This window comes from Rothia sp. P7208, from assembly GCF_048512915.1.
Lineage (GTDB): Bacteria > Actinomycetota > Actinomycetes > Actinomycetales > Micrococcaceae > Rothia.
The window spans coordinates 266,611-285,714 of record NZ_JBLXXW010000001.1 but is presented as its reverse complement, the minus strand read 5'-3'; the positions used below and the strand labels follow the sequence as shown (position 1 = coordinate 285,714).

At 48.1% G+C, this 19,104-nt stretch carries 17 protein-coding genes and 4 tRNA genes; 14 read left to right on the top strand and 7 right to left on the bottom strand.

The annotated features are described in order from the left end of the window. Positions 1-177 precede the first annotated feature (177 nt). The 9 genes from ACN084_RS01320 (at position 178) to brnQ (ending at position 7,322) form a co-directional block, all read left to right on the top strand. Positions 178-519, top strand: a complete 342-nt coding sequence (locus ACN084_RS01320) for a hypothetical protein (RefSeq protein WP_419105647.1) — start codon at positions 178-180, stop codon at positions 517-519. Between the two features lie 123 nt (positions 520-642). Further along, a tRNA-Tyr gene (locus ACN084_RS01315) sits at positions 643-724 on the top strand. Between the two features lie 178 nt (positions 725-902). Next, positions 903-1,280, top strand: coding sequence for a thioredoxin (gene trxA / locus ACN084_RS01310; RefSeq protein WP_419100922.1), 378 nt, complete (start codon positions 903-905; stop codon positions 1,278-1,280). Between the two features lie 221 nt (positions 1,281-1,501). Further along, the gene (locus ACN084_RS01305; RefSeq protein WP_419105646.1) at positions 1,502-3,139 is read left to right on the top strand and encodes a DUF2079 domain-containing protein; all 1,638 of its coding nucleotides are present in this window, start codon (positions 1,502-1,504) and stop codon (positions 3,137-3,139) included. A gap of 436 nt (positions 3,140-3,575) precedes the next feature. After that, positions 3,576-5,507 (top strand): DEAD/DEAH box helicase, encoded by a 1,932-nt coding sequence (locus tag ACN084_RS01300; protein ID WP_419105868.1) that lies wholly within the window; start codon positions 3,576-3,578, stop codon positions 5,505-5,507. An 80-nt stretch (positions 5,508-5,587) separates the two neighbouring features. Further along, positions 5,588-5,659 (top strand) — tRNA-Thr (locus tag ACN084_RS01295). A 31-nt stretch (positions 5,660-5,690) separates the two neighbouring features. After that, positions 5,691-5,764, top strand: a tRNA-Met gene (locus tag ACN084_RS01290). A 4-nt stretch (positions 5,765-5,768) separates the two neighbouring features. After that, a tRNA-Thr gene (locus ACN084_RS01285) sits at positions 5,769-5,840 on the top strand. A 135-nt stretch (positions 5,841-5,975) separates the two neighbouring features. After that, a complete protein-coding gene (brnQ, locus tag ACN084_RS01280; RefSeq protein WP_419105645.1) occupies positions 5,976-7,322 on the top strand; it encodes a branched-chain amino acid transport system II carrier protein in 1,347 nt (448 codons plus the stop codon). Between the two features lie 108 nt (positions 7,323-7,430). Here brnQ and ACN084_RS01275 read toward each other — a convergent pair whose 3' ends face one another. From ACN084_RS01275 to ACN084_RS01260, 4 genes are all read right to left on the bottom strand, one after another. Beyond that, the gene (locus ACN084_RS01275) at positions 7,431-9,419 is read right to left on the bottom strand and encodes an ATP-binding cassette domain-containing protein (protein WP_419105644.1); all 1,989 of its coding nucleotides are present in this window, start codon (positions 9,417-9,419) and stop codon (positions 7,431-7,433) included. A 5-nt stretch (positions 9,420-9,424) separates the two neighbouring features. Further along, entirely contained in the window at positions 9,425-10,561 is a 1,137-nt protein-coding gene (locus ACN084_RS01270; RefSeq protein ID WP_419105643.1) for a secretion protein HlyD, read from the bottom strand. A gap of 106 nt (positions 10,562-10,667) precedes the next feature. After that, on the bottom strand, positions 10,668-11,549 hold the full coding sequence (locus tag ACN084_RS01265; protein ID WP_419105642.1) for a hypothetical protein: 882 nt from the start codon (positions 11,547-11,549) through the stop codon (positions 10,668-10,670). A gap of 104 nt (positions 11,550-11,653) precedes the next feature. Next, complete coding sequence (locus ACN084_RS01260) at positions 11,654-12,034, bottom strand: peptidase inhibitor family I36 protein (protein WP_419105641.1); 381 nt, start codon at positions 12,032-12,034, stop codon at positions 11,654-11,656. Positions 12,035-12,373: 339 nt separating this feature from the next. On the opposite strand from ACN084_RS01260, the gene ACN084_RS01255 reads away from it, so the two are divergent. From ACN084_RS01255 to ACN084_RS01235, 5 genes are all read left to right on the top strand, one after another. Next, positions 12,374-12,829, top strand: a complete 456-nt coding sequence (locus ACN084_RS01255; RefSeq protein ID WP_419100915.1) for an FAS1-like dehydratase domain-containing protein — start codon at positions 12,374-12,376, stop codon at positions 12,827-12,829. A gap of 2 nt (positions 12,830-12,831) precedes the next feature. Then, positions 12,832-13,290, top strand: coding sequence for a MaoC family dehydratase (locus tag ACN084_RS01250; protein ID WP_419100914.1), 459 nt, complete (start codon positions 12,832-12,834; stop codon positions 13,288-13,290). A gap of 40 nt (positions 13,291-13,330) precedes the next feature. Beyond that, positions 13,331-14,623, top strand: coding sequence for an MFS transporter (locus ACN084_RS01245; RefSeq protein ID WP_419105640.1), 1,293 nt, complete (start codon positions 13,331-13,333; stop codon positions 14,621-14,623). Between the two features lie 5 nt (positions 14,624-14,628). After that, positions 14,629-15,726: a UDP-N-acetylmuramate dehydrogenase gene (locus tag ACN084_RS01240; protein WP_419105639.1), complete on the top strand. Its 1,098-nt coding sequence runs from the start codon at positions 14,629-14,631 to the stop codon at positions 15,724-15,726. Positions 15,727-15,827: 101 nt separating this feature from the next. Beyond that, positions 15,828-16,163 (top strand): TIGR02611 family protein, encoded by a 336-nt coding sequence (locus ACN084_RS01235; protein WP_419105638.1) that lies wholly within the window; start codon positions 15,828-15,830, stop codon positions 16,161-16,163. 123 nt (positions 16,164-16,286) lie between these two features. On the opposite strand, the gene asd is transcribed toward ACN084_RS01235, so the two are convergent. From asd to ACN084_RS01220, 3 genes are all read right to left on the bottom strand, one after another. Continuing rightward, a complete protein-coding gene (gene asd / locus ACN084_RS01230) occupies positions 16,287-17,426 on the bottom strand; it encodes an aspartate-semialdehyde dehydrogenase (RefSeq protein WP_419100910.1) in 1,140 nt (379 codons plus the stop codon). 71 nt (positions 17,427-17,497) lie between these two features. Further along, positions 17,498-18,130 carry a dihydrofolate reductase gene (locus ACN084_RS01225; protein ID WP_419105637.1) on the bottom strand — a complete coding sequence of 211 codons (633 nt, stop codon included), beginning with the start codon at positions 18,128-18,130 and terminating at the stop codon, positions 17,498-17,500. 33 nt (positions 18,131-18,163) lie between these two features. Then, positions 18,164-18,988, bottom strand: a complete 825-nt coding sequence (locus ACN084_RS01220; RefSeq protein ID WP_419100908.1) for a thymidylate synthase — start codon at positions 18,986-18,988, stop codon at positions 18,164-18,166. Between the last annotated feature and the right edge of the window lie 116 nt (positions 18,989-19,104).

Genomic DNA, 19,104 nt, shown 5'->3' with positions numbered 1-19,104 from the left:
TGTATGAAGATGCGATTCTCCTGCTCTAGATAAAAGCAACGAGAAATATTGCATCGGCTGTTATAGATAACGGTACATGTTTTGCTCTGTTTCTGCTGGTGGTATACCAAAAAAATTGTTATGAATATGTGACCTAACTGTCAGCTAGTGTTCACCTTAAACAGCGATGATAGAGCTATGACAAAAAATCGTCGTGGTGACACTCCTGCTCAATGTGATGTTTTGAATACTCACAAGGACGTGAGCTCAGATATCTCAGAGCACCATGGTGTCGACCCATCATCTGATGAATCAGTTAAGAGCCTTTCGGCTGTAGAACCTTGTTTCTATGAGTCTCTTGAGACCTTAGGAGAAACTCTCGAAAGCGAGTATCTTGTGGAACGTTTTGAGGGTGTGAAACAGAACCTTATTCGGGAGATTCGTGGGCAAATGTGCACTGAGGAACAAGCCTATGCGTATCTAGAAAACTTTGAGATGAGGTTGTTGCAAGAACAAGAGCTGATGGCTCAGACTGTCTAGCTCCACACTGGAATGTAGTAACTTTTGTCACAAAATGCTGTTTCGGTTTTTGTTTTCACCAAATATCCGGTAGTGTAGTCATGTTCGCTCATGCGAATACCAGTCATTAGAAATAATGATTCTGGCAGATTACCCGAGCGGCCAAAGGGGGCTGACTGTAAATCAGCTGGCACTGCCTACGGGGGTTCGAATCCCTCATCTGCCACAAGCTAAAACCCACCTCCTAGGAGGTGGGTTTTCTTGTATCTATAAGCCGATATCTCATCTCTTGAGATAATAAAGAGCTGTTTATGCCTCTATTTTCTGCACTACGCTCACTCAGATATTCTTTGAGAGTGAAACCGTATTGTGCTAGATAAACATCTGCAGGTAGGGTGACAACTATGGCTACTATAGAAATAAATCAAGAAAACCTCACCGAAAAAGTACAGTCAAGCGACATCATGCTTCTGGACTTTTGGGCAGAATGGTGCGGTCCTTGCCAACAATTTTCTCCCGTGTTTGAGGAAGCCTCCGAAAAACACCCCGATATTACCTTCGGAAAAATCAACACCGAAGAACAACAAGAACTAGCAGCAGCAGCGAGTATCTCGTCCATCCCCACACTCATGGCATTCCGTGAAGGTGTACTCGTCTTCTCTCAGCCTGGCGCACTTAACGCAAAACAACTTGAACAAGTTATTCAAGCCGTACGCGAACTAGATATGGAAGAAGTTCACCAACAAGTTGCCCAGCAACAAGAAGCAGAAGAAAACTCCTAAACGGAGGTACACCACCATACTCGGTGTCTAACCTAAGACACTATAGGGGTGGGTTAATCCACTGCTCTTCTAGCGGATTAACCCACCCCTAATTTTTATATCTACTACCCTCTAAAGCGCACGAAAACTTCGGCGAAAAAGTTATCCTACATTCTGTACATGTTTGCTCAAGATTCTTTACCGCATAAGAGCACGCAACACCTTGGAGAGAACAACACCCCATGACAGCCACGGCAAAGACCTCAGACTCACAATCTGCTCAAGAACAGCCTCATCAATCTTTGCTGTCATTCATATCTACGTCTCGACTCACTGCATGGACTCTTGCGTTCGCCCTTTTCGCGTTCTATAGCCTGTACTCCTATTTTCAATATGTGCACTACCACACCCCCTCATGGGACTTAGGAATCTTCTCTCAACTAGCGCAAGAATATTCGCAACTACATTTTCCACCTATCGTAGACATCAAAGGATCAGGGTTTAACCTCTGGGGAGACCACTTTCACCCCATCTTGATAATTCTTGGACCCCTCTACGCGCTCTTTCCATCTCCAGCAACACTCCTTTACGTGCAGAACGCTTTAGTAGCGTATTCTGCTTATCTCCTCTGCCGTTACGCCCAACAGGTGATTCCTCCTATCGGAGCCATCACGCTAACTATCGCCTACGGGCTAAGCTTCGGCGTGCAAAATGCGGTATCAGTACAATTCCACGAAGTGGCTTTTGCCCTGCCTTTTCTCTGTGCCTCTTTAGGGAACATCGTCCTAAGCCAAAAGACCTCAGAATCAGTAAAAAACCTCAAACGAGCCTGCTACTGGGCGATGCCGATAGCTTTCGTCAAAGAAGACCTCGGTATCACAGTTGCTACGATTGCCCTCGTTATTGCTATTCGTGCTGGAACCATAACTTCCATCCACCAAAGACTATTTCCCTCTGCATCCTCGGCACTACCGGTACCACAACGTATGCTTCATGCAACACGTACCATTAATCGTCACGATGGTTCGTTGCATGCTGTACTGCTACTGTTCTGGGGAATTATGTGGTCGCTACTTTCTGTCCTCGTCATCCTGCCCGCCTACAACAGTGGAGGAGTATTCGACTACTCAGATAAACTCAACCTCTCTGAAATACTCTCGGATCCTTTACAATCTTTCGGACTGCTGTTCTACCCCTGGCAAAAAACTCTGACTCTGGTGTTGTTACTCTTCTCTGGAGTTTTTCTATGGGTCCTTTCCCCCTTGGCGCTTATCGCGTTACCGACAATACTCTGGCGTTTTCTATCACCGCATGAATCGTATTGGGCGCCAACCTGGCATTATTCTTTGGTCCTTATGCCCATTGTGTTTATGGCCCTGCTGGACGCACTTTTGTCGATGCACCGTTTTGCACCGTTACGTTATCTCAGCGCTAAAGCTCAACACCTTTTTGCTCTATCGACTCAACGTGCTCAAGAGCTAACTCGTACAAGCTTTTTATGGTTGGCGTTTCTTATCGTTATTGTTTCTTTCCCTTACCAACCATTATGGAAAATCACCCACACCGGCTTCCTATCATCTTCGTTGAGCGTTGAAGAGTATGAAAAACAACAAGCATTAGAATCTATTCCGGCCCATAGTTCCGTAGCTTCTGATTTATCTCTTTTGACATATCTCGTGCCCGAACACCAAGTTTTCTGGATTGGAGATAAGACACATAACGCCCATCCTCAATACGTTGTCATTGACCGTGCTGGGGGAGGATGGGGAAAATCTGCCCCCAAAGATCCTGCACATTATGCACGAAAATATTTTGGTGGAAACTATCGCGAATATCAGCGGTTTGGCACAATTTATGTACTCGAGAGAGTCGGGGCATAAACTGCTTTTAGTGTCGGTTCTGTCACCCGATTCCCTAAAACTTCGTTTTATACGGTAAGGTAAACAATGTACATTACCGGTTTCCCATAAACACAGATGCGCGCGCCGACCGACTGAAAACAGGCGCTTAATCAGAAACTGGCTAACAACTATCATGTTGTCAGCCTGAGAGAAACAGCTCGCTTTTATACGCGCAAACCTTTTAAAACACTCCGTCCGTTATCTCATTATGAGTTTTCATGGAGTTCACGTTTCCGCTGGAATTATTTTCACCGCGGAGGATATAAGGTAGCGCCGAATAGTAGATGGCGCACCCAACTACGCGAGCAGGGAGTCCCGGTTACCTGCACCCTAAAAATTGGGTGCAACCGACCCCACTTTGAAGTAGGAAAAATTGACAGAAAATAACTCTGCTGTTAAAGCAGAACTAGAGTTCATCGAGCCCACACACACCACCGAAAACCTCGTTGAAGAAACTACCGAGAAAAACACCGCAGAAGACGAAGGCATCAAATTTACTGACCTCGGTCTTGACGCACGTGTCTTGGCAGCTCTAGAAAAAGTTGGCTACGAAAAGCCTTCCCCCATCCAAGAACAAACCATTCCTTTGCTCCTTGAAGGACGCGACGTTGTTGGTCTAGCACAGACCGGTACCGGTAAAACTGCGGCTTTCGCTGTCCCAGCGTTGTCCCGCCTTGCAGAACTTTCTGACATCAACGGTGTTTCTAAAGCAACCCAGGTGCTTGTTCTTGCCCCCACCCGTGAACTCGCCCTACAGGTTGCTGAATCCTTCACCTCCTACGCCACCCACATGGACGATTTCACCGTCCTCCCCATCTACGGCGGTTCTCCTTACGGCCCTCAGCTTAACGGTCTACGCCGTGGCGCACAGGTCGTTGTTGGCACACCCGGTCGCGTTATCGACCACTTGAAAAAAGGCTCACTAGATCTCTCTGACCTTCAATACCTCGTATTGGATGAAGCCGATGAAATGCTCCGCATGGGATTCGCTGAAGACGTCGAAGAAATCCTTGCCCAGACTCCTAGCTCCAAGCAAGTTGCACTATTTTCTGCAACCATGCCGAAGACCATTCGCAAAATTGCTGATCAATACCTCAACGATCCTGCCGAAATTCGCGTAAAGTCTAAAACTTCTACCGCTTCTAATATTCGCCAGCGTTTCATTCAGGTCATGCACTCGCACAAGCTTGAAGCAATGACCCGAGTTCTTGAAGTGGGCAACTATGACGGCGTCATCGTGTTCGTTCGTACCAAAAAAGAGACCGAAGAACTCGCCGAAAAACTTAAGGCTCGCGGATACCAAGCTGCTGCTATCAACGGCGACATCCCTCAACAACTCCGTGAACGCACCGTTGATTCTTTGCGTGACGGGCGTGTAGATATTCTTGTGGCAACCGACGTTGCTGCTCGTGGTCTTGACGTAGAACGTATCTCCTTGGTCGTCAACTTCGACATCCCTCACGATACTGAATCATACGTACACCGTATTGGACGTACTGGCCGTGCCGGTCGTGACGGTGAAGCAATCTTGTTCATGACTCCTCGTGAAAAATACATGTTGCGTCAGATTGAAAAGGCAACTCGTCAAAAAGTTGAGCAGATGCACATGCCATCAGTTGATGACGTGAACGAGAATCGTAAGACTCGTTTCGCTCAACAAATTACTGACACCATCGAAACTGAAGACCTCTCACTATTCCGTGAAATCATCACGAAATACGAGAATGAAAACGACGTTGACGCTCTAGAAATTGCAGCTGCTTTAGCTGTTATTGCGCAAGAAGGTCGCCCCTTCTTTGTGGAAGAAATCCCAGAGATGAAGAACCGTCGTCGTGACCGTTTCGACGACGATCGTTCTGAGCGTTCTGAGCGCCGTGAACGTCGACCCCGCGGACCAGAAGCTGGAATGGTTGACTATAAGCTTCAGGTTGGCCATAACAACCGTGTGAACCCCGGTATGATTGTTGGCGCTTTGACCAACGAAGGCGGCATCAAAGGCTCACAGATCGGTTCTATCGACATCCGTAAGAACTTCACTGTTGTAGGGTTGCCCGAAGACCTTCCTCGCGATTTCTTCGACCGTCTCAAAGACACCCAAATTAACGGTGAATACGTTAATATCTCTAAAGACCGCGGACCACGTAGTGGCGGTGGACGCTTTGGCGGAGGAAACCGTGAAGGTGGCGGATACAACCGCCGTGACCGCGGTGGCGACCGCGGCGGTTATGGTGACCGTAACCGTTCAGACCGTGGCGGATACAACCGCCGTGACCGTGATTCTGGTTCTAAGCGCTTTGGCGATGACCGTGGTTTTAGAAAAAACCGTGGTCAAGGTAAAAAATATTAAGAGTAGTGGCGCAGAACACCTCAATATAGTGTGAAAATATTTGCGCCTTTCTTGGTGAGTACGGTAATGTATTCCCTGTTGCCCCGATAGCTCAGTGGTAGAGCGCCATCTTGGTAAGATGGAGGTCCCGGGATCGATTCCCGGTCGGGGCTCTGTATGAGTCTTGACATGAGGCACATACTTGGCGGTGTAGCTCAGCTGGTTAGAGCGCACGACTCATAATCGTGAGGTCGACGGATCGAGCCCGTCCACCGCTACTTCGCCCCGATAGCTCAGTGGTAGAGCGCCATCTTGGTAAGATGGAGGTCCCGGGATCGATTCCCGGTCGGGGCTCAGCAAAAAGCTCATTCAGATAATATCTGGATGAGCTTTTTTAGTAGCTCCTACGGTGTAGCACACAATGCTCTCGTCGTAGGAGCTTTCTTTGCTATCGTTCCATACAACATTTCATTATGATGGGTTATAACCGTGCATACCTCTCACCCCGTACGAAACTTATCAACAATCTTTATCGCTGCACTGATGCTCTTTTCTATGTTCTTCGGTGCAGGAAACCTCATCTTCCCGCCAGCCCTTGGCGCCGAAGCCGGAGAAAACTTTATTCCCGCACTCATTGGTTTTCTTCTGACAGGAGTCGCTCTACCTGTACTAGGTATCCTCGCTATCGCTATCTCTGGACGCGATATACACGACCTCGCCAACCGCGGTGGCGTAATTTTCGGTGTTCTTTTCCCCGTACTGGTATATCTTTCTATCGGTGCATTCTACGCATTACCACGTACTGCAGTCGTCAGCTTTTCCACTGCCGTCGTACCAATCTTTGGTATTGACTCTTTACCTGCTGCAGCACTTTTTAGCGCACTTTTCTTTGGGATAACTTTTGCTTTGTGCTTACACACTGGAACTATCGTTGATGCTCTTGGTAAAGTGCTAACCCCGCTACTTCTACTATTGCTTGCTGTACTCGTAATCTTAGGTATTTCAACCTTTAGTGGCGACGCACCAGCTCCTACCGAAAAATACGGTGAACACCCCTTGAGCATTGGCTTTATTTCTGGGTATCTCACCATGGACTCTCTGGCGGCCTTAGCATTTGGCATTATCGTGGTATCGTCCTTGCAACATAAAGGCATCCCTCAAGGGCGGGCGCTCACCCGTGGTGTGAGTATCGCTGGCATCATTGCTGGTGTTCTTCTCGCAATCGTTTATGCTGGTCTAGCGATTATTGGTGCGCATATTCCTCAAGGGCGTTCTTTTGAAGACGGTGCACAACTTCTCTCGTATGCTGCAGAGCAGACCATGGGAAGCTGGGGTGCTAGCATATTTGGGCTCATCGTCCTTTTGGCATGTTTGACTACTGCTGTTGGTCTTTTAGGTGCAACAAGCGAATTCTTCGCTAAATTAGTACCCGCTATTTCTTACCGTGTATGGCTAGTAATTTTCTCTCTGATTGCTTTTGCCCTATCAACCTTGGGACTGAGCGCAGTACTGATGGTTGCTGCTCCGATTATTGGGGTTCTGTATCCTGCCGCTATCACTTTGATTTTCTTGACTCTTATCGAACCCTTCACCGGTAAGAATCTTTATTGGACGTTCCGTGGTGCGTTGGGCGTAGCAGTAGCTTTTGCCAGCTTATCGGCGTTGAACACCTTAGGGTGGGGTTCTGCAATAATTGCGCCGCTCATTAGCTGGTCTCCTGGTTTCTCTCAAGAGCTAGGTTGGGCTGTGCCGACTCTCATTGCCGCAGTCATTGGCTTTGTTCTTGATGCTCGTTCGCCTCGTGCCCTGAAGAAAGCTACGGTATATAACGCGTAAAACAGTAACGGTTTCACCATTTTAGCTACGTAAATATTAAGAGGTGCTTGTGATACAGCTAGTATCACAAGCACCTCTTAACATGTATGGGGGGATGGGATAGAAGTTTTACCCTTCAGAGAGGGTTTGTACCGGTTCAACACGAGATGCCTTAAACGCGGGGTATAACCCTGCTAAAACACCAACAAGCAAACCGCTGAGCAACCCGATACCTATAGTTTCTGCACCGATAATAGGTGTCCACTGGTTGATGAGGCACACAACGGCAATGATATTGACGGCTAAAACAATGCCCGCAATTGTTCCAATGACACTGACCATGATGCTTTCGGCGGCTATCTGAAGAAGAATACCGCGAGGGTCTGTACCAATAGCAAGCCGTAACCCGATTTCTTTACGGCGTTCAATGACAGCTACAAGAAAAGTATTCATAATGCCAATAGCACCAATGCTAAGCGTCACTAACGACATCGCGATAAGGAGGTTCTTCTGCTGCGTATCTACCGCATTTCGAAGGGTTTTCGGCTCAGGTGGTAAGACCGCGGTAAATTTTCCTGGGCGGTCTGGAGAAATCGTATATACGGCTTCTTGCCCTACCTGATTTGTTGCACCCGGGTCTGTCGCGAGAATAATCTTCAGTGGTTCTGTACTGATACTGCCAGCATCTTTTAACGTGAGCTTTGAACCTAATGGAACATAGATGGAAGCATAGGTTTCAGATAGTGAAGGATTCTCTGAAACGACGCCAATAATGCTGATAGGAACACCCTTAACGTAAAGATATAAACCTTCTGACCACGTGATGTTGAGCCTTTGTAATAAACCTTCCCCGACAACAGCAACCTGATCGGCTCTTTGGCTATGGCCTTGGTCGAAAAGTCGACCTGCAATAAGGTTTTGTCCTTGTGCAACAAAGACGCTGCTTGTTGCACGATATACAGAGGCGTCGACAGGCGTTGTTCCCTGAAAATAGTTCGCCTGTCCCAACACAGGGGCAGACGTCACGATAGCCCCCGATACTACTTGCTTCATTAACGCAACGTTTTTAACTCCGTGAAGATTTTTGAGGTTCTTATAGGGTGCAGATTGCTCTAACTCAAGAATTTGCTCTTGAGTCATCGGAGTTTTTGAAGTCTCCTCTAACGTGACGCGCTGAGCAAGAAACACATCGAATGCGTCCGAAAGCTGCCCCGAGATAGTTGCTGTAAGCCCCACCGTCAAAACTAATGAAGCAATACCTAAAGCTACTGCAAACATCGTAAAAAGGTTACGTCTCATGCGATGTATCGACGCGTCAAAAGCTTCTTTGATACTTGCAACAAACCACCGTGGACGGTTCATTTCTATTGCGTGCACCGGTACAACAGAAGAATCTTTGACTCGTTGAGCAGTATTGGCAGAAGGACGATAACGAGTATCCTCGACCAGCCTGCCTGATTCAACACGTAAACAGCGGTCACATTCTCGCGCAACATCGCTATCGTGTGTGACCACAATGGTCGTTTGCTCTTCGCCTGTGACCTCTCGTAGTAATGCGATAACTTCTTGGGTTCGTTCTGCGTCTAAAGAGCCTGTGGGCTCATCACATAAAAGAACCTTTGGTTCTGTCACCAGTGCTCTAGCAATGGCAACACGTTGTTTTTCGCCGCCAGAGAGGGTATTAATTTTTGCGTAAAGACGGTGCGATAACCCAAGCCGTTCAATAATGGCTTTCACTCGTTCTGCACGTTCTTGCGGTGGTACACCTTGGTATATCAGTGGTAGTTCAACATTTTTAAAGACATTTTTATGGTCAATGAGGTGAAATGCCTGAAAGACAAACGCAATTTTATGCAGTCTAAGGAGCGCTCGCTCTTTGGCGTTAAGGGCTGAGGTATCTTCTTCGTCTAGAACATAGGTTCCTTCATCGGGAGTTGATAGTAACCCGAGGATGTTCAATAGGGTGCTTTTACCAGAGCCAGAAGGCCCAAGGATGGCGATTACCTCACCATAATTGAGGGTGAGATTGAGCTGTTCAAGGACGGTGATGTGCTCTTCGCCTTGAACGAATCCTTTGGAGAGATTCTCAGCGATGACGCTATGTTCTTGAGTCGTCATAGAATCTATGCACCTACCGGTATTTTGACGTGTTCTCCGGGGGCGAGCTCGTGTCCTTGGGCAGTAATTGCGCTTTTACCTTCTGCCGAGAAAATCACCTGAATAGGGATTTCCTCTTCAGAATCCCCTTTGACGAGAGTGATTTTATCGGTTCCATTTCGGTTGAAGATTGCTGAGGTTGGTACAACGAGCTGGTCTTCTGGCGCTTCTTGTAGGACGAGCACTCCTCGAACGGTTCCTTCGTTGGTGGAGAGTTCTTCGGGGATATTGAGAACAAGCTTTTTCTTCTCTTGAGGTGCGTTGATGACTGGTGGCGCACCTTCATTGTGTGGGCGTGCTTGTTCTGGTGCGTTATCGGTATTTTGCTGTTGGGTGGGGGTGGTGAGTCGGGCTGTGTATTCGGTGTTAGAGAATGCGGGGAAAAGAATTTTCTGCCCGTCTTGTGCTTCGGGGGTGAGTTCTCCTGATGGGCCGGTGCACAGGAGTTCTTTGGTGCCAGCAGCAATACGTGCTAGTGGCTCAGTTTGAGCGTCTCCGGTGCTTCGTGGTGCGCTAATGACGGTGGATGGTTCGCTCAGGACAATAAAACCTGAGACAGGGATAGTGTCTTCGTTCTTTAGCGGTGGGTACCCAAAACCCGCGTAGAGGGCGTTGAGAGCACGGTACGTTTCGGCGGTGATAGTGGCACCTTGATTTCCCATCAAGCCGAGCTCTTGAAGGTTGTTGTTGAGTAGTTCGGCATCGGGACCAGAGTCTTCAAGATGTAGGTCTCGGTAGAGGGAGAATCCTCCAATGAGTGCAATTACAGGGGAGCCGTTGATATCTGCTAGGTGTGATCCTTGACGGAGTACCTCACCTTGGACGATATCAATATTGGTGTATTGTCCGTTGGGAGCGATATTGCGGGGCTGTAGATTTGTTGTGCCACTGTACCCAGGTGTGCAGATGACGTCAGTAACGGTGCGTAGGCGTTCTTTAGTGACTTCTGCTGTAACGGTTGATGGGGGTGGGGCAGCTGCTTCTGCTGCTTTTTGGGCGGTTGTTTTAAAGCTCATAGCAAGAATGAGCGAACCGATGGTGATAGCGCAGAGAATCACTACGAGGAGAATGACCCAAAGCTTGGATTTTTTGGTAGCCGTCATGAGATGTCTTTCTGCTCAGGGGCGCAACGTGTAGGGAAGGGACACAACACGATATGAGTTGGGGTTTCACTTGTCGTAGTGAAACCCCAACCTGAATATCTATTGTTTATGGTGTTTGCTGAATGATTTTGGGTGCGTTTTCTTCAGCAGTTTTCTTTGCTTGGGCGATATTTTCAATCAAAGCTGGTTTATCGTTGAGCAAAGTCGTGTAATAAGCGTTAGATAGTGTTGCCATTTTTTGATCGTAGCCAGTTTTTTCACGGCATTGTGCATCTTGTACGGCTGATTCAACGGATGAATCATGTTTTCTGGCTTCAAACGTATTAGGGACGTCTTGATGAAAATCTTCTTTCATGCACTGTGACCACTCTTGTTCAATTGTTTTTACTTGAGGGTCTTTCCAGATTGCTTGGCGGTACGGCTCTACGATGGCGTGCGGACCTCCCACAAAAATAACACCGGCTTCAGGTGTGCCAAAAACTTCTTGATAGCTTTGGGCAAGACAACCGTCCTTAGCGATAGCGCCACCTATGCCTTCTACGCTAACACTACCGTTCATGGGGTTTCCCATGATAAATTCTTGGGCATTAGGACTGTCTTGTTGGCTGATAGATTCTTCAATATCCCTGTCTTCAGATGTGTAGCCGTGCTGACGCGCATGTTCGAGAGAAAGCGGCGAAAAAGTTTCTTTTTGAACGTTATAGGTGGAGAGCGGAACCTCTACGATATGTGCCCCATGCTGAGCAACACACTGAATCAACGCCTTTTGCTGCGCCTTATGCATTGTTTCGGTCACAGAGAATAACTGATTAATTTTCTCCATCGCCTGCGGGTCAGGATTTTGCGCTGGTTTGATATCTGCCGGTGCGACTTGCGATGCTGAATTCTTGGCATCGTCATCGTGTGTAGAAGATGAACATGCAGAAAGAGCAATCAACGGGGCTAAGCATAAGACGGTTAGGGAGCTACTGATTTTGTTTCGATTCATGATGAAGTAAACCTTAAAAAGTGCACCTCTGTAGTGTATCTATAGAGTATGGTGTAGATACACTACAGAGGTACTATCTGCAATTCTAATTGGGTAGTAAATTCTTAGCGTCTTACGTAGTCAGCTCGGTCGTTGAAACCGGAGTTAGAAAGATTGTGTTCGTACCAGCCCGCAGGAAGATAACGGGTTTCTTCCTGTCCCCACCAACTTCTATCACCAAGGTATTCTGTAGCGTATCTATTGGCGTTAATCCAAGACGTAACTCGGTCATGCAGCCCACCAACAAGGTCGGTGTAAGTAGCGTAACCGCTAATAGTCTGCGATGCGCCGTGGAACCACTCGTGTTCATAAACACATACGTTTGATGTTGGGCAAGCATAGACTGACGCATTGGCAGCAGGAAGAGATACAAGGGACCCTGTTCCTAACGCAACGGCAACTCCAGAGGCAGCCAAGGTTTTCTTTGCTAGTGAGCTGTACGACATGGCTCATTCCTTACTGAAAATAGATAGTGATATTTGATGAACAAAATAAATGCATTTACATGACTAGAGTGTTTTGCGTTACTATTTGTTCATGACTCAAACCATACCCCTATATTTTTAAGTAAGTCAAGGAAATTCTAAGAAAAAATATTTTTAAGAAATAAAATTATCTAGATTTAAGTTGCTTGCCAGGGCGGTATTTAGTTTCTTTGTAAAGATTTTCTATTGCTGAATTACACTATAAATTAAGTGACAACTTGCTCATTGAAAATAGCCTAGAAAACACAAAATGTCTGGCAAAAATAGGTCATCTTCACCTCAAAGCTATAGACTAAGACCATGCCCAACACCCAAAAAATTAACCCCGAAATCCTCGGAAAAACATACACTAACAACACCCCCTACACCGTTGGAAAAGAACACATCCGAGAATTTGCGCACGCAACACAAGCACAATCACCCCTACACCACGACACCAAAACCGCACAAAAAGCCGGCTATCGTGACATCATTGCACCACCAACCTACGCCATCATCTTGGCACAACAAGCAGATAGCCTACTCATTCAAGACCCAGAATCAGGCATTGACTTCAGCAGAGTCGTCCACGCCGACCAACGATTCACCCACCACCAACCCATCACCGCCGGAGATAACATCATCACCTCCGTGCACGTAGAAAACCTCCGCATGATCGGCACTAGCGCAATGCTCACCACACGTGAAGAACTACACACCACCGATGGCGAACTACTGAGCACCTGCACCACCTCACTACTCATTCGAGGAGAATAACCATGAAACCAACCTTCAACACCCTCGAAAAAGGCGAGAACATCGGCAACACAAGCTTTTCTATCAGCCGAGCCGACCTCATCAAATACGCAGGAGCATCAGGAGACTACAACCCCATCCACTGGAACGAACGGTTCGCACAATCCGTAGGACTACCAGGAGTCATCGCCCACGGAATGTACACCATGGGGCTAGCCATCAACCTCGTCAGCGAATGGGCAACCGACCCCGGCGCCATCATCGACTACCAATGCCGTTTCAGCAAACCCGTCATCGTTCCCGACGCACCAGCACAACAAAACCCCCAAGAACCCACCGCAACCGTGCACGTTTCAGGAAAAATTGCGGAACTCTACCCCGACACACAACAAACACGAGTAGACCTCACCGTCACCACCACAGACGAAAACGGCAAAGAACAAAAAGTTCTCCTCAAAGCACAAGCCATCGTACAACTCTAAAAACAAACAACTTCACACTACTGGTCGAAAGGGCATCCGGTTGGTTTCAACCCCTCTGAGCAGAAAAGACATCAACACCTGGTACCGAGCTATTCTGGCAATATTCTTTGCCAGCGGACTAGCATTATCGGGGCTGCTAGCACGCCTACCCGATATCGCTCACGGGCTAGAACTCTCTGCCGGACCCATGGGACTACTCCTACTCGCCCAAACACTCGGCTCATTCCTCGCCGTCACCGTCTCAGGAGTACTCGTCTCACGCTTTGGCGCTAGACGTTGCTTAAAATTCTGTTACTCAATTTCCACCTGCGGTCTAGCAGGAGTCGGCATTGCAGTACACCACAGCAACATCCCCCTCGCCGTCATCTGCCTCAGCACCATAGGCCTAGGTAGTGCCGTCTCAAACGTCTCAGCTAATGTCCAAGGCGTCGCTGTCGAAAGAGCCTTAGGACGCTTCGTCACCTCCACCATGCACGGCTTCTTCTCTATTGGAACCGTCATTGGGGCACTGCTGAGCGCCCTCGACACTCAACTTGGGATACCATTCCTCTGGCACAGCATCTACTTCGCTTGCCTTATTGCCATCATCGTTGCATACTCCATCTCACAATGCCACAGCGAACACTACGGGGCAGAAGATACCCACACCATGCAACAAGTATCCTCCTACAAAGTACGCGACGCATGGCGCGACAAACACACCATCTTCATCGGATTATTCGTCCTCGGAATGGCGCTCGCCGAAGGTTCCGCCAACGACTGGGCAGCACTAGCACTCACTCAAGAATATGGAGCAGACGCTACCACCGGTTCCATTGGCTACGCCGTATTCGTTGGAGCAATGACCTTTGGACGGCTGAGTGGAACATGGTTCCTTAACCGTTACGGTAGAGTGCCCGTCATACGTGCCACTTGCACCTTAGCCCTATGCGGGCTGAGCATCTTCATCTTCGCCCCAAACGTCCTCATCGGATTCTTCGGGCTACTCATCTGGGGTATCGGTGTTTCGCTTGGATTCCCCACCGGCATGTCAGCCGCCTCAGACGATCCTCACAAATCAGCGGTGCGCGTCTCAGTCGTATCAACCATTGGATACGCAGCCTTCCTCGGCGGACCACCACTACTTGGACTACTCGGAGAACACTTCGGTATCCGCCAAGGACTCTCTATCGTTCTCGGCTTCATCCTCCTCTCCATGTTCCTCACCAAACACCTCAGACCACCAGAAAAAACCACACAACACCGCCCCATATACACCGAATCTTTGCCCATAATAACTTCGATACAGGTTCATTCAGAACAGAATGAACAACCGCCACGCACGCTAGACTAGAGAACGTGAATGAAATGTTGTTGAAAGAAATAACCACCGCAGAAGTTGGCGGACCCGCAAAAACCTATATTCGCGCATCCTCCGAAGCAGACATCATTAACGCGCTCAAAGATATACAGCAACGCTCAGATGCTCTTCTAATTATCGGTGGAGGCTCAAATATCCTCGTCTCAGACGAAGGCTTCAACGGAACAGTACTCCATATTGTCTCCGAAGGCATAGAAATCCTTGACGCTGATAGCAACGAAATAGCCGTCACCGTCCGTGTACAAGCTGGACACTCCTGGGACGGATTCGTAGAACACGCAGTGAACGAAGGCTGGTCTGGGGTAGAAGCGCTCTCTGGTATCCCCGGAACCGTTGGCGCAACCCCCGTACAAAACGTTGGCGCCTACGGCTCTGAAGTAGCGCACACTATCACACAGGTACGCGTATGGGATAGAAACACCAACGAAATCATCACTTTCAGCAACGAAGAACTCCACTTCTCCTACCGAGACTCACTCCTGAAACAACACATGTCTAACGGGCTCTCCCGCTATGTTGTGCTCAGCGTCGTCTTCACCCTCGAAAAACGAGCAGAATCTGCCCCCATCCGATACGCAGAACTAGCCCGACAACTCGGAGTTAATGCAGGAGACCGAGCAGAACTACAAGACGTACGAGAAAAAGTGCTGATGCTACGCGCATCAAAAGGAATGGTGCTAAACCCACAAGACCGAGATACCTATTCCACCGGCTCCTTCTTCACCAACCCCATTATCGACAACACCCAGCTCAAAAATCTTCCACAAAACGCGCCACAATACCCCGTCTACGATGTACAAGGAAACCTCATCGACGGCAAAACTAAACTCAGCGCGGCATGGTTGATAGAGCACGCCGGATTCTCCAAAGGTTTCGGGCTAGACCGCGAGCACAACGACATCTGCGGTGCTAGAGCATCACTGTCAACAAAACACACTCTGGCCATCACCAACCGCGGAAACGCGCAATGCCAAGACATCCTAGCCATTGCTCGTACCGTACGTGAGGGCGTAACCCAAAAATTTGGTGTCCATTTAGTACCAGAACCCGTCATGGTCGGCGTAACGCTAGACTAACTCACCAGCATTTATCGGAAACTCACCAGCTTTTTAGGATATAAATAGTTTTTACACTCCTAACGATGAGCGCTTGATAAAAGTGGGAAGGCCTAAAAACAATGTCTTTAGACCAAGAAATTAATGAGAGCCAAGATAGCAAAATCCACCAAAAACTAGCGAAGCTACGAAACTTTATGAGCAAACACCCGCTACTTTTGGTCATACACCGTTTCATCGTTATTACGCTAGGACTCCTCTGCATTCTCGCCGGAATCGTTATGCTCGTAACACCCGGTCCAGGATGGCTCTTCATCTTCCTCGGCATGGGGTTATGGGGCACCGAATTTGCGTGGGCACACCGCCTCAACCTCTGGGCTAAAGCAAAAGTTATTGGTATCTGGCGCCGTTTTAAAGCACGATCTGAAGAACGTCGCCAACGAAAAAACCAAATATAAAACCTACACACCATAAAAATACGCGGTATGTGACGAACTCTCTCAGAACAGTCAAATACCGCGTATTTTTATCAAGAAGCTACACCCGCCACAACAACATGAGCAAGGCGAACAAAAACCCTCTTATAGCTTTCCCGTCACAATATTGAGCATACGGCGTACCGGCTCAGCAGCACCCCACAATAATTGGTCACCTACCGTAAAAGCACTCAAATACTCTGGCCCCATCGACATCTTCCGCAAACGCCCAACCGGAATTTCCAAAGAACCAGAAGCAGCAACCGGAGTCAAATCACGCATAGAATCCTCACGAGTATTCGGAACAACCTTAGCCCACGGATTATCCTCATCAATCAAACGCTCAATCTCAGCCAACGGGATATCCTCCGTAAGTTTGAGCGTCAAAGCCTGAGAATGAGAGCGCATCGTCGCAATACGCACACACAAACCATCCATCAAAATCCGCTCATCATCGGAAAGCCCCAGAATCTTCTGCGTCTCAACTTCAGCTTTCCATTCTTCACGAGACTGCCCCTGACCCAAATCGCTATCAATCCACGGAATCAACGAACCTGCCAATGGCACACCAAATTGTTCAGTATCTAGCTGACCAGAACGCTGCTTTGCAAGAACCTGACGGTCAATATCCAAAATGGCTGCGGCAGGGTCGTCAAGATCCGCACTGACCTCAGCCGACACATCACGGAATTGCTTGAGAACCTCACGCATATGGCGGGCACCGCCACCAGAAGCTGCCTGATAAGTCATCGAACTAGCCCACTGAACAAGACCGTTCTTGAATAAACCACCAAGACCCATCAGCAAACAGGAAACAGTGCAGTTACCGCCCACAAAATCTTTAACACCCGATTCAAGGGCACGGTCAATCACATGACGGTTCACCGGATCAAGAACAATCACTGAATCATCGTTCATACGTAAAGTGGACGCTGCATCAATCCAGATACCGTCCCACCCGCGTTCGCGCAACTGGGGATGTACTCGTGAAGTATAGTCGCCACCTTGAGTGGTGAGAATGACACGATGACGCGCTAAATCCTCAATATCATACGCATCATGAAGAACACCGTTGGATTCTGCCCCTTTAAACGAAGGAGCTGGTTGACCTGCCTGAGAGGTGGAATAGAAGACGGGAGTAATACCTGAAAAATCGTCTTCTTCTTCCATACGTTTCATCAGCACAGACCCAACCATGCCACGATATCCAACAAAAGCTACTGAGTCACCGGTCGTAAAATTCATAGGGACAGTCTACCGCGCCTGAAGGAACAGAACCGAACCTACGGTTCATATATTGGTCAGAACACCCCGCATTATGAACGAATAAGACGCTCAATGACACAACGAACAGGGCTGTTCTTCTCACCGGCGCGAGGGCTAATCCACCCCTGCTCACTGACGAAAGACCGGATTGTCTCAACAGCAGCAAAAGATTGTTCATCAATGATGGGAGCGAACACGTCAGCGTCTTCTACCGCAACATCAAAGGTGGTGCGAAGAATCTGCTCAACAGCACCGGAACGTACTACCGGTAAATCGGTACGGTGAAGTGCCTGCTCAAATAATTGTGCACCGCCGATAAGCCAAATATTCTGCGCTGTATCATCGTCTTCTGAAATAGCCTGACAGGGGGCACCGACGTCAAACTTTTCTGGAGTAGCAGCACCTTCAAGAGCCTGCTCTAAAGAACCTACCCACAACGCACCATCACGCTCAACCGGCGCACTAATAGAACGAGAAATAACAATATTAAAACGGTTCGGCAGCGGACGGAACGCCTCGGGGAAAGACTCCCACGTCTTACGACCCATCACCACAGCTGACCCTGTTGTACATTGCCGGAAGAAACGCAAATCTTCGGACACATGCCACGGCATAGTGCCCTCACGTCCCATCGCTCGGTTTGCTGCCTGAGCCCAAATAGCGTGAAGAACAAAACTACTCATAACGGGTATTCCTTAGCCAGAATAACCTGACGCCTAAACGGCGATAGGCGCTTTAATGGTTGGATGCGGGTCATAACCTACAAGCTCAAAATCTTCGTACTCGTAGGTTTCTAACGTAGCATCACGAATCTCTAAAGTGGGGTAGGGACGAGCCTCTCGCGAAAGTTGCTCTCTCACCTGTTCAAAGTGGTTGGAATAAATATGGCAATCTCCACCACTCCAAATAAACTCACCAGGAACCATTCCCACTTCTTTAGCAATAATATGTGTCAAAAGTGCATAGGAGGCAATATTGAACGGTACACCAAGGAACATATCAGCAGAACGCTGATACAACTGGCAGCTTAACTCATCAACACCATCTGGATGGTGAGTAACATAAAACTGAAAGAGAGCGTGACAAGGAGGCAACGCCATCTGGTCTACTTCTGCAGGGTTCCACGCCGAAACAATATGACGGCGAGAATCCGGAAAATTCTTTAATGACTCAATAACTTGCGCAATCTGATCTACACTATGCCCGTCAGGAGTTGGCCAGCTACGCCATTGCACACCATATACGGGGCCTAAATCACCGTTTTCATCTGCCCATTCATCCCAGATGGTGACACCGCGCTCTTGTAACCAACGGACGTTAGAGTCTCCGCGCAAAAACCATAGAAGCTCTAAAACGACTGACTTAAAATGAACACGTTTTGTGGTGATGAGGGGAAAAGACTCCCTCAAATCAAAACGCATCTGCCGACCAAAAACTGAGCGGGTGCCTGTACCGGTACGGTCTGCTTTATCTTGTCCCTGCTCCATAATCTCGGCTAATAAATCTTCATAAGGGGTGGGAACAGGCTGTGCAGATGACATATCTTCACAGGATGTAGGAATGGATGAGTTAGACGCTGGAGCAGAAGAGAACATAGGAAAATCTGGTAGACAACAATAAAATTAGATACCAGTTATCTTATCCTACGTAAAATAAG

Bases quoted from the DNA above. Each gene is read 5' to 3' on its own strand.
- ACN084_RS01320 (WP_419105647.1), top strand. From the start codon at position 178: ATGACAAAAAATCGTCGTGGTGACACTCCTGCTCAATGTGATGTTTTG.
- trxA (WP_419100922.1), top strand. From the start codon at position 903: ATGGCTACTATAGAAATAAATCAAGAAAACCTCACCGAAAAAGTACAG.
- ACN084_RS01305 (WP_419105646.1), top strand. From the start codon at position 1,502: ATGACAGCCACGGCAAAGACCTCAGACTCACAATCTGCTCAAGAACAG.
- ACN084_RS01275 (WP_419105644.1), bottom strand. From the start codon at position 9,419: ATGACGACTCAAGAACATAGCGTCATCGCTGAGAATCTCTCCAAAGGA.
- ACN084_RS01270 (WP_419105643.1), bottom strand. From the start codon at position 10,561: ATGACGGCTACCAAAAAATCCAAGCTTTGGGTCATTCTCCTCGTAGTG.
- ACN084_RS01265 (WP_419105642.1), bottom strand. From the start codon at position 11,549: ATGAATCGAAACAAAATCAGTAGCTCCCTAACCGTCTTATGCTTAGCC.
- ACN084_RS01260 (WP_419105641.1), bottom strand. From the start codon at position 12,034: ATGTCGTACAGCTCACTAGCAAAGAAAACCTTGGCTGCCTCTGGAGTT.
- ACN084_RS01255 (WP_419100915.1), top strand. From the start codon at position 12,374: ATGCCCAACACCCAAAAAATTAACCCCGAAATCCTCGGAAAAACATAC.
- ACN084_RS01250 (WP_419100914.1), top strand. From the start codon at position 12,832: ATGAAACCAACCTTCAACACCCTCGAAAAAGGCGAGAACATCGGCAAC.
- ACN084_RS01235 (WP_419105638.1), top strand. From the start codon at position 15,828: ATGTCTTTAGACCAAGAAATTAATGAGAGCCAAGATAGCAAAATCCAC.
- asd (WP_419100910.1), bottom strand. From the start codon at position 17,426: ATGAATTTTACGACCGGTGACTCAGTAGCTTTTGTTGGATATCGTGGC.
- ACN084_RS01225 (WP_419105637.1), bottom strand. From the start codon at position 18,130: ATGAGTAGTTTTGTTCTTCACGCTATTTGGGCTCAGGCAGCAAACCGA.
- ACN084_RS01220 (WP_419100908.1), bottom strand. From the start codon at position 18,988: ATGTCATCTGCACAGCCTGTTCCCACCCCTTATGAAGATTTATTAGCC.